The sequence below is a fragment of the Burkholderia sp. 28_3 genome, assembly GCF_003253915.1.
Taxonomy (GTDB): Bacteria; Pseudomonadota; Gammaproteobacteria; order Burkholderiales; family Burkholderiaceae; genus Burkholderia; species Burkholderia cenocepacia.
Map to the genome: position 1 here is coordinate 303350 of NZ_QKZF01000001.1, position 15700 is coordinate 319049.

At 68.0% G+C, this 15700-nt stretch carries 13 protein-coding genes and 1 pseudogene; 5 read left to right on the forward strand and 9 right to left on the reverse strand.

The annotated features are described in order from the left end of the window. Nucleotides 1-9: 9 nt before the first annotated feature. The 3 genes from DFS13_RS01440 to DFS13_RS01450 form a co-directional block, all read right to left on the reverse strand. Complete coding sequence (locus DFS13_RS01440; protein WP_006481634.1) at nt 10-243, reverse strand: hypothetical protein; 234 nt, start codon at nt 241-243, stop codon at nt 10-12. Nucleotides 244-287: 44 nt separating this feature from the next. Then, nucleotides 288-1370, reverse strand: coding sequence for a serine hydrolase (locus tag DFS13_RS01445; RefSeq protein WP_006481625.1), 1083 nt, complete (start codon nt 1368-1370; stop codon nt 288-290). A gap of 197 nt (nt 1371-1567) precedes the next feature. Continuing rightward, nucleotides 1568-1846 carry a hypothetical protein gene (locus DFS13_RS01450; protein ID WP_006481623.1) on the reverse strand — a complete coding sequence of 93 codons (279 nt, stop codon included), beginning with the start codon at nt 1844-1846 and terminating at the stop codon, nt 1568-1570. 51 nt (nt 1847-1897) lie between these two features. Between DFS13_RS01450 and DFS13_RS01455 the strand changes: the two genes are divergently transcribed. Both DFS13_RS01455 and DFS13_RS01460 read left to right on the forward strand, forming a co-directional pair. Then, nucleotides 1898-2773 (forward strand): LysR family transcriptional regulator, encoded by an 876-nt coding sequence (locus DFS13_RS01455; protein ID WP_006481620.1) that lies wholly within the window; start codon nt 1898-1900, stop codon nt 2771-2773. Between the two features lie 71 nt (nt 2774-2844). Then, entirely contained in the window at nt 2845-3129 is a 285-nt protein-coding gene (locus DFS13_RS01460; RefSeq protein WP_034203332.1) for a hypothetical protein, read from the forward strand. 108 nt (nt 3130-3237) lie between these two features. Here DFS13_RS01460 and mgtA read toward each other — a convergent pair whose 3' ends face one another. Beyond that, nucleotides 3238-6003, reverse strand: coding sequence for a magnesium-translocating P-type ATPase (gene mgtA, locus DFS13_RS01465; RefSeq protein ID WP_077021517.1), 2766 nt, complete (start codon nt 6001-6003; stop codon nt 3238-3240). Nucleotides 6004-6719: 716 nt separating this feature from the next. Beyond that, the gene (locus DFS13_RS01480) at nt 6720-8375 is read right to left on the reverse strand and encodes a S8 family peptidase (RefSeq protein WP_111441318.1); all 1656 of its coding nucleotides are present in this window, start codon (nt 8373-8375) and stop codon (nt 6720-6722) included. A 409-nt stretch (nt 8376-8784) separates the two neighbouring features. On the opposite strand from DFS13_RS01480, the gene DFS13_RS01485 reads away from it, so the two are divergent. Then, nucleotides 8785-9681 (forward strand): glutamate/aspartate ABC transporter substrate-binding protein, encoded by an 897-nt coding sequence (locus tag DFS13_RS01485; protein WP_006488707.1) that lies wholly within the window; start codon nt 8785-8787, stop codon nt 9679-9681. 100 nt (nt 9682-9781) lie between these two features. Here DFS13_RS01485 and DFS13_RS01490 read toward each other — a convergent pair whose 3' ends face one another. After that, entirely contained in the window at nt 9782-10327 is a 546-nt protein-coding gene (locus DFS13_RS01490) for a hypothetical protein (RefSeq protein WP_006488701.1), read from the reverse strand. A 286-nt stretch (nt 10328-10613) separates the two neighbouring features. Here DFS13_RS01490 and DFS13_RS01495 point away from each other — a divergent pair, with 286 nt between their 5' ends. Further along, a complete protein-coding gene (locus DFS13_RS01495) occupies nt 10614-11861 on the forward strand; it encodes a multidrug effflux MFS transporter (RefSeq protein WP_006488708.1) in 1248 nt (415 codons plus the stop codon). Between the two features lie 91 nt (nt 11862-11952). Then, nucleotides 11953-12100, forward strand: a pseudogene (locus tag DFS13_RS40720) (GNAT family N-acetyltransferase); the annotation flags it as partial. A gap of 19 nt (nt 12101-12119) precedes the next feature. On the opposite strand, the gene DFS13_RS01505 reads toward DFS13_RS40720, so the two are convergent. The 3 genes from DFS13_RS01505 to pbpC form a co-directional block, all read right to left on the reverse strand. Continuing rightward, complete coding sequence (locus DFS13_RS01505; protein ID WP_006488705.1) at nt 12120-12818, reverse strand: hypothetical protein; 699 nt, start codon at nt 12816-12818, stop codon at nt 12120-12122. Nucleotides 12819-12961: 143 nt separating this feature from the next. After that, nucleotides 12962-13249 (reverse strand): hypothetical protein, encoded by a 288-nt coding sequence (locus tag DFS13_RS01510; protein WP_012493379.1) that lies wholly within the window; start codon nt 13247-13249, stop codon nt 12962-12964. A 203-nt stretch (nt 13250-13452) separates the two neighbouring features. Then, the gene (gene pbpC, locus DFS13_RS01515; RefSeq protein ID WP_111441319.1) at nt 13453-15696 is read right to left on the reverse strand and encodes a penicillin-binding protein 1C; all 2244 of its coding nucleotides are present in this window, start codon (nt 15694-15696) and stop codon (nt 13453-13455) included. Nucleotides 15697-15700: the final 4 nt, after the last annotated feature.

Genomic DNA, 15700 nt, shown 5'->3' on the forward strand with positions numbered 1-15700 from the left:
GGCACGCGATTACGTACGCCGATGCGCGACCGGTACGACTTCGCTGTAGCGCGGGGTCGCGTTTTCGTGCAGTAGATCGCCGAGATACTGGCCGAGTTCGTCCGCGGCGAGCGCGGACGGAATCTGCAGATTGGCCGGGCGTCGCTTGCCTTCGGCGCCGAGATCGAACACGGCCCAGCGGCCGTCCATGCGCACGACGGCGAGCAGCCGACCGAATGCGTTGAAGCGGTATTCGTCCTGCATGGCGTCGCTCCCCTGGCGTGAATGTGCGGGCTGCCTGCGTGTGTTTACCGGATCGAACAGGACAGCCAGCGATGGATCCGGATGGCGTCGCTCGATACGCCGGCGCGCGTCGGCGCACCGAGCAGCACGACCGTTTCGCGGCGGCCTTTCACGCGCATGCGCATCACGACGCCGTGCCCCGATTCGTTGATGAAGCCGGTTTTCTGCAGCCGGATCGGCAGGCGGCGGTAGCGCACGAGCGGGTCGGAATTCACGTACACGAGTTCGCCGTCGCCGGGGCGCACGGTGGTCGACAGATCGGTCGAGAAATAGCGGATCAACGGATCCTGCGCGGCCGCGCCGACGAGCCGCGCGAGATCTTCCGCGGTCGATACGTTGTGCGGCGACAGGCCGGTGGGCTCGCGGAAGTGCGTATGCCGCATGCCGAGCCGACGTGCTTCGCGGTTCATCGCCTTGACGAACGCGACGCGCCCGCCCGGATAGTCGCGACTCAACGCGGCGGCCGCGCGATTCTCCGACGACATCAGCGCGATATGGAACATCTCGCGGCGCGACAGTTCCGAGCCCACCTGCAGCCGCGAACCGGTGAACTTGATCGTGTCGCGATCGCGCGCGGTCACGCGCAGCACGCCGTTCAGCGGACGATCGGCGTCGCGCGCGACGACGGCCGTCATCAGTTTGGAGATCGATGCGATCGGCCGGACGGTACGCGCGTTGCGCGCCAGCAGCGGGGTGCCGGAATCGACGTCGAGCACGTAGGCCGCGCGCGAATGCAGCGAACCGACCGCGCGCGGCGTATAGCCGCAACTGGCGAGCAGCTTCGGCTTCGCGGGCGGGCGCGGCCGCACGGCGGCCGTGCGTTTCGCGCGCCGCTGCTGCGGCGCGGGCGCCGCGTGGCGTTTGGCCGCCTGATGCGTCACGCGCGAGCGACGATGCTTGACGGCCTTTTTCTTGCGATGGGGTTTCTTCTTGACGGCCTTCGTATGGGCATGCGGTTGCACATGGGCGGCGCGATGCGGTTGTACGCGTTGCGCAGACGCATTCGCGGCGAATGCGAGCAGCAGGAACGACAGGGCGAGGATCAGGGTGGTCCGGGCGCGAGGCAGGCGCGCGATGAGGCCGGTCAAGCGAAAGTCTCCTTTTCACGCGCGATGCGGCTGCGCGGAATGCGTGGGCGGTCAGCGGGTGCGGGAAATTATACGGTCGATCGCGGGGCGATGACGATGGGATGACGCGCATTGACGCGTGATGCGGGAGGATTTCGGTCGTTTTCGCGCTGTCGGGCCGCGGTGGGTGTGGGGTGAAAGGCGCGCAGCCACGCGGTTCAGCGCGGCCAGTTCCGCCGCGACACGACCGCAAAACTGATCGCGATCGAACCGGTCACCGCGCGTGGCGGCGCGTCTTCCAGGGCATCGCCGAAGCGAAAGCGGCGGCTGCGCCCGTCCGTGCGCTCGGCACGACGCTTCGGTGCGCGGGTCTCGGCGGCCACTGCGCGAGCGTTTGCACCCGCGACATCGCATGACGGCTCGGCCACGCAGTCGGCCGCTGGATCGAGGGACATGAACGTGAATTCCGGAAAGGGCATGTCCGTATTGAACGCCATTGCATTCGATCGGTAAAATGAATATTTCGATCGTTACGATTCCGTTAAAGAATGGAACTGAAACTGCTGCGCACATTCCTGACGGTCACCGAGCTGTGCCATTTCAGCCGTGCGGCCGATGCGCTGCACATGAGTCAGCCTGCGCTCAGCAAGCAGATCGGCGCGCTCGAGGCGAGCCTCGGCGGCAAGCTGTTCGAGCGCGGTCGGCATGGCGCGGAGCTGACGCCGTTCGGCGAACGCTTTCTGCCCGACGCGCAGGCGCTCGTGCGCGATGCCGACGAAATCCTGGCGCGTGCGCGGGAAGCGACCAGCGGGCAGCGCGGGCATTTGCGGCTCGGCATCTGCCTGTCCGTGCTGACGCTCGTGCCGAAACTGATCGCCGAATTCCGCCGTTGCAATCCGGGTATCGCGGTGACGCTGAGCGACCTGTCGTCGTCCGAACAGACGCGCCGGCTGCGCACCGGCAAGCTCGACGCCGGTTTCCTGCGCCTGCCTTCCGACGAAGGCTTGTCGTCGTTCAAGGTGATCGACGAAGCGCTCGCGCTCGCGGTACCGCCGCATCTCGGCTTCAAGCGCGTGCCGGCCGACCTCGACGTGCTCAACGAGATCGGCTTCATCGCGCTGCAGCGTGCGCGTGGTCCCGGGCTGGCCGCGCAGATCGACCGATGGTGCGTCGCGCGGCGCTTCGTGCCGCACGTGATGCAGCAGGCGGAGGACGTGCAATCGGTGCTGACGTCGGTCGCGGCCGGCGGTGGTGTCGCGTTCATCCCGTCGAGCGCACAGTACCTGTTGCGCGACGCGACGGTGCTGCCGCTCGACGGCCGGGACGCGAAGTGGCGCGTGGGGCTCGCGTGGCGCTCCGATCGCGACGATCCCGTCACCACGCGTTTCGTGTCGTTCATGCGCGCGGCGCTCAAGGGGGCGTGACGCGGCGTATAGTGTCCGCGATCGCTTTCTTCCTGCATGCCGGCGCGACGCCGGCCGACGAACCCGAACCGATGACTTCAGAATCCGACGAATCCCCGCTCGATCCCGCGCTCGTCGCCACGCTCGCGACGCTGAACGAAGCCGCCAGCGGTCCGGCCGGCAAGCCATGGTCGCTGCCGAAGATCGCGAAGCGCGCGCAATTGCCGATGAGCACGCTGCGCCGCGTGTTGACGCAACTCGACGCCGCCGGCCTGAGCGCGACGACGCTGAACGAAGACGGGACCGGCAGTGCCGCGCTGACCGGCGAGGGGCGCGCGGTGTGCGCGCAGCTGTTCGGCGCGAACGATGCCCGCTGAATGAAAAAACGGGCCGCCGAGGCGGCCCGTTCATCGCCGAACGACGGCAGATCGGGGGGCGACCCGTGCGGGTGGCGCACGGGCCGGCGCATCGTCATCCGAGCGCGATCAGAACCACTGCTTGTAGCGGCGCACGTAGATCGTCTTGACGATCTGCGCAAGCACGATGTAGCCGACCATCGTCGCGGCGAGCCACAGCCAGTAGGTGCCCGGCAGGTGCATGAAGCCGATCGCTTCCGCGAACGGCGAGAACGGCAGCCAGCAGCCGATCGCGATCGCGGTGAAGGTCGACAGCAGCACCGGCAGCGACGCCGTGCTCTGCAGGAAAGGGATCTTCTGCGTGCGCAGCAGGTGCACGACGAGCGTCTGCGACACGAGGCTCTCGATGAACCAGCCCGAGTTCATCACGATCTGGCCACTCGCGCCGCCGTTCAGGTGATACAGCGCGCCCGCACCGAACACCGTCCACATCAGGATGTACGTCGTGATGTCGAATACCGACGACGTGGGCCCGACCCACAGCATGAAGCGGCTGATGTTGCCGGCTTCCCACTTGCGCGGCTTCTTCAGGAACTCGGGGTCCATCTTGTCCCACGGCAGCAGCATCTGCGACGTGTCGTAGATCAGGTTCAGCACGAGCAGTTGCGTCGCGAGCATCGGCTCCCACGGCAGGAACGCGCTGGCGACCAGCACCGAGAACACGTTGCCGAAGTTGGAGCTGGCCGTCATGTTCAGGTACTTCAGGATGTTGCCGAACGTCTCGCGGCCCTTGATCACGCCTTCCTCCAGCACCATCAGGCTCTTTTCGAGCAGGATGATGTCGGCGGTTTCCTTCGCGATGTCGGCGCCGCTGTCGACCGAGATGCCGACGTCGGCGTCGCGCAGCGCGGGCGCATCGTTGATGCCGTCGCCGAGGAAGCCGACGGTGTGACCGTTCGCCTGCAGCGCCTTGACGATGCGCGCCTTCTGCAGCGGCGTGAGCTTCGCGAACACGGTCGTGCGTTCGACCACCTTGGCGAGCGTGTCGTCGTCGAGCGCTTCGATTTCCGTGCCGAGCATCGGCTTGCCCGGTTCGAGGCCGACCTGGCGGCACACCTTCATCGTGACGGTCGGGTTGTCGCCCGTCAGCACCTTCACCGCGACGCCGTTCTCGCGCAGCGCGGCGAGCGCCGGTGCGGCCGACTCCTTCGGCGGATCGAGGAAGGTCAGGAAGCCGCGCACGACGAGATCGTGTTCGTCGGCGGTGCGGTATTGCGCACGCTCGTCGCCGCGCGGGATCGTGCGCGTGGCGAGCACGAGCACGCGAAAGCCGTCCTCGTTGTACGCGGTGGCCTGTTCGAGCAGCCGCTTGCGGGCCACGTAGTCGAGCGGGCGTACGCCGTCTTCATCCTGCACGTGCGTCGACACCGCCAGCATTTCCTCGACCGCGCCCTTGCAGATCAGCAGATGCGTGCCGCGCGTGTCCTCGACGACGACCGACAGGCGGCGCCGCACGAAGTCGAACGGCAGTTCGTCGATCTTCTTGTAACCCTGCGGCTTCACGCGTTCGCCGATCTCGTCGGCGCGCGCGACGACCGCGATGTCGATCAGGTTCTTCTGGCCGCTCTGGTGGAAGCTGTTCAGCCAGCCGAGCCGCAGGATGTCCTCGTTCTTGTGGCCGGACAGGTCGAGGTGATGTTCGAGGATGATCTTGTCCTGCGTGAGCGTGCCGGTCTTGTCGGTGCACAGCACGTCCATCGCGCCGAAGTTCTGCACCGAGTTCAGCCGCTTGACGACGACCTTGCGGCGCGCCATCGCGACCGCGCCGCGCGCGAGGTTCGCGCTGACGATCATCGGCAGCATCTCCGGCGTGAGGCCCACGGCCACCGCGAGCGCGAACGTGAGGGCGCTCAGCCAGTCGCCCTTGGTCAGGCCGTTGATCATGAACACGATCGGCACCATCACGAACATGAACTTGATCAGCAGCCAGCTGACGCTCGCGACGCCGCGGTCGAAGCTCGTCTCGATGCGCTTGTGGCTCACGACGTTGCGCGCGAGCGAGCCGAAGTAGGTCTCTTCGCCGGTCGCGACGACGACGGCCGTCGCCGTGCCGCTGACGACGTTGGTGCCCATGAAGCAGACGTTCTCGAGATCGAGCAGCGACGCCGGTGCGCCATTGGCCGCGCTCGCCGCGTGCGTGCCCGCGGATTTGCCGGCCACCGCGCCGAGCGTGTCGTACTTCTCGACGGGCAGCGCCTCGCCGGTCAGCACCGCCTGGCTGATGAACAGGTCGCGCGACGCGAGCAGCCGCACGTCGGCGGGGATCATGTCGCCGGCGGAAAGATGCACGATGTCGCCGACGACGACGTCGCGCATCGGCACTTCGCGGCGCGACGGCTCGGCCGTGTCGGTCACCGCGCGCTGCACGGTCGCGGTCGTGCGGACCATCGCCTTGAGCTTCTCGGCCGCGCGCAGCGAACGGAATTCCTGCACGAAGCGCAGCAGCGCGCTGATCGTGACCATCGTCAGCAGGATCGTCATGCCGACGTAGTCGCGCTCGTCGGGCGCCGCGAAGTAGACGTCGGTGAAGAAGCTGATGGCGGCCAGAACCAGCAGCACGTAGACGAACGGGTTGTGGAACGAGAGCAGCAACTGCCGGGTCCAGTGCGGCGGCTTGTCGTGCGCGATTTCGTTCGGGCCATGCTGCTGCAGGCGGTCGGCGGCCTGGTCGTAGGTGAGGCCGCGCGTGCTGGTGTGCAGCGACTTCAGCGTGTCTTCGAGCGGGCGGGCCGCTTCCTGCGCGGCGCGCATGGTGCGCGGTTCGTTCTGCTGGCCGGCGCCGGCCTTGATGAAGCCGCGCTGTTTCTTGTGCGAGGTGTTGTGTCGTGTCGTCATGAATCGCTCCTTGCGCACGAGGCGGCGGGCGGGGAGCGACCGTGACGCTATCGACGCACGAGCGCTCCCCGCCGCGTCGCGTCAGGCGCGATCGGCTGTGGATCGGTAAAGGCGGGAACGCTCGCCGGCGCGCATGATGCGGACGGCGTGTCGATGCGCAGCGTCGCACCGGCGAGCGGTAATCGACTACTGTCGTCTGAGTTCATCTGCACTCCTGTCGGTTGCGGATAGTCGGCACGGGCGATCGGCGGCGGCGCGCGCAACGAGGCGCGCGGCCGGACGGCACGCGAACGGAGAGCGCACGCGGCTGGCGCCGCGCGCAACACGAACGCACGCGCGCGACGGCGCGTCGCGTGCATTCGACAACATCGAAAAATTCGGCGGGAGATCTGGCCCGTGGTCAGGCCGGAAGGGCGCCGCATCCTGCTTCCCGGGATGCGGCAGAAGACGAGGCTCTGCGCGTTTTCCTCAGGCAGCAGTCAAGTTGGCCAGGGACCAACTACAACTCGCATCGGTGTTCACAGAACACTCCATGTAACTAGACGGGGGCGATGGTAATGGCTCGCTGTGCGAAGCGTCAACCCTTTTGTCAGGCGTTATTTCGAGATGCTTGATCGCGCCGGTGTGCGTTCGCGGGCGCGCCGGACAGCCCGCAACGAAACAGCCGCGCGCACACCTTGTCGGCATGCGCGCGGCTGCGTCGAACGCGGTGCCGGTTACTGGTTCGCGGTCGCGACGGCGGCGCCCGCATCGAGGATGCCCGAGCCGGCCGGCAGCGCGGTGCACGACGTGCCGGCCGCCAGCTTCGCCGCGCGCGTGCCGCCTTGCAGCTTCTGCAGGATCTGCGCGGGCGTGAGGTTGCCGTTCACCGACAGCATCAGCGCGGCGACCCCCGTCACCTGCGGCGTCGCGAGGCTGGTGCCGTTCGCGAGGCCGTAGGTGTCCGAGCCCGGCGTCGTCGTGCCGGTGTTCGACGTCGACAGGATGTTGACGCCCGGTGCGCTCAGCGCGACATCGGCGCCGAAGTTGCTGAACGATGCGCGGCGGCCCGTCGCATCGGTCGCGCCGACGGTGATCACGCCGCGGCAGTTGGCGGGCTGGTCGAGCCCGGTCGACAGGCCGTCGTTGCCGGCCGCGACGACCACGGTCACGCCTTTCGCGGTCACGTCGTCGATCGCCTGCTGGAACGTCGTGCTGCACGCGCCGACTCCACCGAGGCTCAGGTTGATGATCTTCGCCGGCCGCGGGTTCGTCGGTACACCGGTCACCGGAATGCCGGCTGCCCAGCGCATGCCGTCGGCGATGTCGCTCGTCACGCCGCCGCACTTGCCGAGTACGCGCACCGGCAGGATCTGGCCGAGCCACGATACGCCGGCGATACCGGTGCCGTTGTTGGCGGTCGCGCCGATCACGCCCATCACGCGCGTGCCGTGCCAGCTGCTGTCGCTCGGCTGGCTCGCGCAGTGATAGAACGGGCCGTTGGCGTTGTCGAGTTCCTGCTGCGTGACCCAGTCGCCCGGATCGGTCGCGTCCGGGCCGCGCGTCAAGCCGTTGTTGCTGGTGTTGACGTTGCTGATGAAGCTGTAGCCGGACAGCAGGTTGCCGACGAGGTCGCCGTGCGGCCGATAGCCGGTGTCGAGCACGGCCGTGACGACGGTCGGCGAACCCTTGGTCACGTTCCATGCGGGCGGCAGGTCGATGCCGGCGGTCGGGTCGGACAGATACCACTGCTGGTTGTAGAGCGGGTCGCTCGGCGTGTCGCGGATCTGCATCGGGTGATCGGGTTCCGCGTAGTCGACATCGCCGTCGGCCGCGAACGCCTGCGCGAGCGCGGCGGCATCGGTGGCGGCCATGCGCTGGCCGAGCGACAGCACGGCCGCGCCGTTCGAGATGGTGCGCTCGACCTGCACGTTCACCGGCGTTTGCGCGACCGTGCTCGCGTACGCACGGGCGCTGCCGGTCACCGGCGCCGTCCAGCGCGTCATCGCGCGCTGGATCACCGCGTCGAGTCGCGCACCGTTGTCGACGGCCGCCATCGCTCGGGGGGCCGTCAGCGTCTTCAGCTTGACGATGAGGTGATCGACCGGCGGCTCGACCGGTGCGGTCTGCGCGGCCATCTGCACGGCGGCCTGCTGCGACGTGCACGCATTGGTGCCGGACGACGCGGGCGGGGTGGTCGGCGCGGGCGTGGGCGCCGGCGCAGGCGCAGGCGCCGGTGCGGGTGACGCGTTGGACGAAGACGGGTTGCTGCCGTCGCCGCCGCCTCCGCCGCAACCGGCAAGGGGCAGCAGGGCGGCGGCGGACAGCATGCCGGCGAGCATGCGCGCATGTGCGGGGCGCGCCAGCGCGAAATTGAAACGTTTGGCTCTCATGTTGAAAGTCGATCCTCGTAGATAACCGTCGTGCCGGCGGTGGCGCTGGTCCGGGCGAGCCGGACCTTGTCGTTTTTGTCTGACGGTTGCAGCAGGTTGCTGCGACGCGCCATGCACTGGGTAACGGCGTGCGCGGCGGCTTCTTGAGTGTGTTTCGCGAGAAAAACAGGCGGTACCGCAAACGATTACGTTGGTGCGTCGCAGCATGAACGCGCGTTTGGAACGACCGGCACAGAGCCGGTGCGCGGACCGGTCGGGCAAGAGGCGCGGGCGAGCGGGTTTGCGCGGCACGGAAAACGTCTTTCAGGATCCGGCCGTGGCGGAAGGTGGTTTACGCTTCCCCTGATATGACGCGAATATTGTCGGGCGTACGATCGCGACTCGATCAACGTTTCGTCAGGAGACAAGCATGGATCGTCGTTTCCGTTGGCTTGCCGTCGCGCTGGCCTGTGCGCTGGCCGGCACCGCGCACGCGCAGGCTCTTACCGGTACGCTGAAGAAGATCAAGGACACGGGCGTCGTGTCGCTGGGCATTCGCGAGTCGTCGGTGCCGTTTTCGTATTCGGACAACCAGCAGAAGAACATCGGCTATTCGCGGGACATCGCGTCGCGCATCATCGACCAGTTGAAGACGGAGTTGAACCTGCCGAACCTCGCGGTGAAGGAAATCCCGATTACGTCGCAGAACCGGATTCCGCTGCTGCAGAACGGGACGATCGACTTCGAATGCGGTTCGACGACGAATACGCTCGAACGGCAAAAGCAGGCCGCGTTCTCGAACAGCATCTTTTTGTACGGCATCCGCTTCAGCACGCGCAAGGATTCGGGCGTGAAGGACTTCGCGGACCTGGCCGGCAAGACGGTCGCGACGACGGCCGGTACGTCGGACGAGCGCCTGCTGCGCAAGCTCAACGAAGAGAAGGCGATGAACATGACGATCATCAGCGCGAAGGATCATGCCGAAGCGTTCATGAACGTCACGACCGGGCGCGCGGTGGCGTTCGTGATGGACGAGCCGCTGCTGTACGGCGAGATCGCGAAGGATCGCAACCCGGGCGCGTACACGGTCACCGGTACGCCGCTCGTTCATGAAAACTACGCGTGCATGATGCGCAGGGACGATCCGCCGTTCAAGCGCGTCGTCGACGGCGTGATCGCGAAGATGCAGACCTCGGGCGCGGCCGAGAAGCTGTACGACCAGTGGTTCACGCAGCCGATTCCGCCGAAGGGCGTGAGCCTGAACTATCCGCTGTCGGCGGAGATGAAGCAGCTGTTCAAGAATCCGACGGATCAGGCGCAGTACTGAGCACCGCGTCGTGGCGATGTCGCGCCACCCATGAAAAACCGCCGGCACGTGCCGGCGGTTTCGCTTTGCGGCCCGGTCGCTCGTGCGCCGGACGCGCGCGTCAGGCCTTGATTTCAGGCCCGCGTGCGGCCGGCCGTGCCGGCGCCGCCGGGGCGGGAGCGGGCGCCATCGAACGCGCCGAAGGTTGCACCGGCACGATCACGACGACCGGTTCCGGCATGGCCCACGGCGCCATCGCGAACCCGACGGGCTGCGGCATCGGCATCGCGAACGCGTTGGCGAGCGCGATGTGCTGGAGCGCCATCATCTGCTGCTGCATCGCGACCATCTGCGCCTGCGCCGCCTGCATCCGGTACTGCACGGCCTGCATTTGCCGCAACGCTGCCGCGGGCGGCATGCCGCCCGACGACGACGTCTGCATCTCGAAGCTCGCACCGCCTTGCGGGCTGTGCCAGCTCCACGTGCTGACCTTCATCGGGCCGACGGCCGTCTGGACGACACGCGTCTCGGCTTTCACGGGCACGGCCTGCCCGTTGACATTGACGAACATCGGTTGGGCGGCGGCCGCCGCGCCGGGCTGCCCGGCCAGCGCGAACACGGGCACCAGCGCCAGCGCGCCCGCCGCCATATACGAACGGAATCGCATCTTCGTATCTCCATCAAACGAGACTGATCGAATCAACAATGACGTGCGGCTCACGGAGTGAGCCACCCGAGACAATGCCGCCGCCGGCTTAAATCAACATTAAAACCGCCGCCGGCGGCCCGATCGGCGCATGTCGGGACCGGCCATTCAACCTCGCCCGCGCCAGGGAAATCCTGTCGCCGGATGCAACAACAGGCACAATACGGAATTCGCCACGATCGCACGCATGTTCGACATTCGAACATTGGCGGTGCGGCACTGCTGTCCGACCTCCTTCCCAGTCGTCATGAACGCCACGCTCACTCCCGCGCGCGAGTCGAATTCGCCGCGCTTCCTGCTGTTCCTGATCTGCCTGTTCGCGTCCGCCGGCCAACTCGCGATCGACATCTACGTGCCCGCGCTGCCCGACATGGCACGTTCGTTCGCGACCACGCCGCAGGCGATCCAGTCGAGCGTGTCCGGTTACATGGCGGCCTACGCGCTCGGTCAGCTGATCTTCGGGCCGATCGCCGACGCCTACGGCCGCAAGCGCGTGCTCGCGTTCGGGCTCGTGATCTACACGATCGGCTGCCTGCTGTCCCTCGGCGCGCCGAACCTGGAGACGTTCGTGCTCGCACGCTGCCTGCAGGGCTTCGGGATCGCGACGACCAACCTGCTGGCGAAGGCGATCATCACCGATTCGTTTTCCGGCCAGGCGCTGATGCACGCGTTCACGTACATGTCGATCGCATGGGGGCTGGCGCCGATCATCGCGCCGGTGATCGGCGCGCACCTGCAGGAATGGTTCGGCTGGCGTGCTTGCCTCGTGTTCCTGCTGGTCTACTCGCTGGCGATGTGGGCGCTGCTGTGGCGCTACCGCGAGACCTTGCCGAAGCCGGTGCATCTCGAGCCGCGCACGCTGATGGCGAACGCGGGCAAGGTGCTGGCCAGCCCGGTGTTCCAGAGCTGCTTCCTCGCCCAGGGGCTGTGCTACAGCATCCTGCTGGTGTTCAACATCGTCGGGCCGTTCATGGTGCAGACCACGCTGCACAAGCCGCCGACCTTCTTCGGTTATCTCGCGCTCGGCATCGGCCTCATGTATTTCCTCGGCGGTTTGTCGAACCGGATTCACGGGCGCGGGCTGCCGAGCGCCGAGCAACGGCTGCGGATCGGCGCGCGCGTGATGGCGGGCGCGTCGGTCGCGATGCTGGTGCTGGCGCTGACCGTCGGCCTGCGCGTGTGGACGCTCGCGACGCCGGTGCTCGTGATGGGTTTCTGCGCCGGTGCGATGTATCCGACGCTGATGGCCAAGGGCAATTCGCTGTTTCCGCATATCGCCGGCCTGACGAGCGCGATTCTCGGCTGTGCGCTGCTGCTCGTGTCGTCCGCGATGATGGGGCTGGCCGGTTTCGTGTCGATTCACGTGCTGACGCCGCTGGCGGTGTTTTTCGTCGCGTTGTCGTTCATCGTCGTGTGGATGGTGACGAAGCTGCTGCGGTATCTGTCGCAGCAGCAGGCGGCGCCGGTGGTGTGCGGGAGCGGGGAGGCGGCGTAAGCGCCATGTGGTGACCGCGGCCCACGAGCCGGATCCTGCTGAATCGCGTCGCCCGGTCCGACGCCGCTGACGTGATCGTCGCGAACCATCCGGCAACCGTGCGTCGATCGCGTTGGTTGGACGGCTCGGGTTCAGGCAAGCGGGATGTTCGCCGCGCTATCTGCGCATCGGCGGCGAATGGCGCGACCACGAGCGTTTGGGCATTGCTGACCGACGACGCGCGCGAAGCCGGCACCTGACGGTCGATTCCCGTCCCGCTCACATTCCTTGCAGCGGATGCGCGGCCCCGGCCTGCTGCAACAGCGACACGGCAACCGGATCCGGCAGTCCGTTCGGATCGATCGCGCCAGCCTTCGCCAGCGCAACGAGATCGCCGTCGACGCCCGGTTGCCCGACCACGAACGAGGTGGTCAGGAACGCCGGCGCGGCGAGCGAGACCGCATAGCGCTGCTGCAGGTTCGTCACGACGGCCGATTGCGCGGCCTGCACGGTGTCCGGGCTGTTCATGGCCCGCTGGTAGCGCAGGCTGCCCTGGAAATTGCCGATCAGCCCGGCCGTGTTCGTCCCGAGTTGCGCCGCGAGATAGACCAGCATCAGCTCGGTCTCGGGCGTCGTGTTGAAGGTGCCGCCCGCATAGGCGAGCGAATGCAGGCTCGCGCCGCCCGACGCCACGGTGATGACGCATGGCAGCGCGGCGTCGAGCGTCACACGGTAGTTGCCGCCGCCGTCCGTCAGCGTCGTTGCCGAGCCGACCGCGCAATTGACCGTGACCTGCGCGCTCGCGAGCGCGTCGCCCGTCGCGGCCGTGCCTGATAGCGCGACGGTCTGCGTGTTGTCGTTGAAGCATACGTCGACACCGAAGCAGGCATCGCCGTTGCAGGCCTGGAGGGCGGCGAGCGCTGCAACGCACAAGACGCCCAGCGCGGGGCGGGTGAAGCGTTCGTGGCGGATGTTCATGGTCGCAGGCCATCGAGAGAATGAGGCAACCGGTGCGCGTCGGGAATGCGGCGCTGCTGTCATTCTAGGTGCTGAACCGCGGTGCTGCTGGCCCGTTCGGTCTGCCGCTGGCGGCTTGCGCGCGGTATGGCCGGGCCGGGGCGTCATTGGCGCGGGTGGCGGGCCGGCGCCAAGACGTAAGCGAGCAACAGGCTCAGCAGAACGCTGAGCCCGAGCACGTGCCAGTGGCTGGCGAGCAATCGCTGGAAGTGTTCGCCCATGTCCGGCGTGATCCACCAGCAGCTTATCGGATGCATGCGAGCCTGGTGGCATTCCAGGATGCCGCCGTTGCGATACGCGTCCCACAGGCTGTCGGCGGCATACAGGCCCAAGCAGAGCGGGATGATCTGTACGCCATGCCGGAGCAGTTTGCCCTCGGTTTCGGGTGTCATCGTTGTCGGTCCGGGATCGGCCTGCGTCGGTTCGTCGTCGGTGCCCGAATGCACCGCATGCGCGATATTGTCGAACTAATTCATCCCGTCCACAATGATTTGCGGCTTGGCCGGTCCGGTCGAATAATCGGGCGACTGCACTCGACTTCTCCGGCCGGCCGCCGAAGGCGAATACGGCCGGCCAGTACGGCCGGCTCGCCGCCTCAGGGCTTGCGCGCGGCCGGCTTCGCGAACGCGCCGCGCACCTCGAAGCCGATCGCATCGGCGACGTTGCCGCGCGCATCGACGAGTTCGAGCCGGTGCCGGCCCGGCCATGGCAGCCACGCGACGCGATCGGCATGCCCGATCACCTTGTCGTCGAGCCGCCACGCGAACTTCGCCGCGCGCCCGGACGAGCGCTCGAACCAGATCCGCTGGTTCTTCGGCGGAATGTCCGGGTCGATCGCGAAGATCGTGCCGTCGGTCGGCGCGCCGATCGTCAACGGCGCGCGCGCGCCGTCCTTGCCCGGCGTGACGGGCGCCGCGAGCCGGATCGTGTCGACCGCCGTGCCCGCGATGAACCACTCGTTGCGGGCCGGCTCGATGTCGCGCTCGAACGCGATGCGGCGCGTCTCGACGCCGGCCGGCGCACGCGGCGCACGGCTCGGCAGGTCGCGGTGCAGATAGCCGACGACGGCCGACCACACGGGCGACGCGCCCGTGACGCCCGACACGTCCCACATCGGCGAGCCGTCCGCATTGCCGACCCATACGCCGACCGTATAGCGCGACGTGAAACCGACGGTCCAGTTGTCGCGCATGTCCTTGCTCGTGCCGGTCTTGACCGCGGAAAAGAAGCGCGTCGCGAGCGGGTTGTCGAAGCCGAACGTGCGCACGCGCGCATTGTTGTCGGACAGGATGTCGGTGACGACGAAACTGGCCGCCTCGCTGAACACGCGCGTGCCGGCGTCCGGCCGCGCGGGCGCCGCTGCGCCGGCTGCCGCCGTCGGCGCCGCGGCCGGCAGGTCGACGACCTTGCGCGCGACGCCGCCGTTCGCGAGCGCGCGGTATGCGTTGGTCAGCGACAGCAGCGTGACGTCGGCACTGCCGAGCGCGAGGCTGAAGCCGTAGTAATCGCCTTCCTGCGCGAGCGGCAGGCCGAGTGCGGTCAGCGTGCGCGCGAAGCGGTGCGGCGTGACGAGCACGAGCGTGCGCACGGCCGGCACGTTCAGCGAACCACCGAGCGCGCTGCGCACGCTCACCCAGCCCTTGAAATCCTTGTCGTAGTTCTGCGGAATGTACAAGCCGCCGCCGGCGGCGAGGTTGATCGGCGCATCGTCGAGCAGCGACGCGGCCGTCAGCCGCTTCTCGTCGAGCGCCTGTGCATAGAGGAACGGCTTGAGCGTCGAGCCGGCCTGACGCGGCGCGAGCACGGCATCGACGTCGCGCGCGCTCGACAGCGCCCCCGACGAACCGACCCACGCGCGGATCTCGCCGGTCGCGTTGTCGATCACGACCACCGCGCCGTCCTGTACGTTGCGCCGGTGCGCGGGCGCGTCGAGCTCGGTCAGCGCGCGCGTCAGCGTGTCGCGCGCGAAGCGCTGCAGCGGCGCATCGAGCGTCGTGCGGATCTGCGCGCCGGCCGCCGGCTTGACCTCGGCCGCGATGCGCCGCGCGAAGTGCGGGGCGAGGGCGGCGCCGTCGTCGCGGACGGTATTGGCTGGGCGTGCGACGACGAGCTGCACGTAGCCGTCGAGCGACGCGCATGCCTGCTCGGCATGCATGTCGCGCAGGATCCGGCACGCGCGCTCGGCGATCTTCGCGGGTGCCGCGTTCGGGGCCCGCACGAGGGCGGCCGCGATCGCGGCCTCGCGCGCGTCGAGGCCCGACGGCGCCTTGCCGAATAGCACCTGCGACAGCGCGCCGAGCCCGATCGTCTCGCCGCGGAACGGCACCAGGTTCAGGTAGGCCTCGAGGATCTGGTCCTTGCGCCAGCTGCGTTCGAGCCACAGCGCGTTCACGGCCTGCGTGGCTTTCTGCGGCAGCGAGCGCTGACCCGAGCGGCGCGGCGAATCGCTGAGCAAGCCCGCGAGCTGCATCGTGACGGTCGACGCGCCGCGCGTGCGCTCGTTCCACAGGTTGCCCCACGCGGCGCCGGCGATGCCGCGCCAGTCGACGCCGCTGTGTTCGTAGAAGCGCTTGTCCTCGGACACGACGATCGCCTCGCGGAACGCGGGCGATACGTCGGCGAGCGACACCCAGTCGCCGCGCCGTTCGGTGAGGTCGATGCGCGTGCGCTGCAGCGGCGTGCCGTCGCGCGCGAGCAGCACCCAGTCGGAACTGCGCCAGTTGCGGCGCACGTCGTCGTAGCCGGGCAGCGCATGCGCGACGAGCGGCGCGGCCAGTACGACGGCGACGAATACGCGGCCGGCGAAACGCGCCGGCCGCGGCAAAGCCAGATCGATCATCACT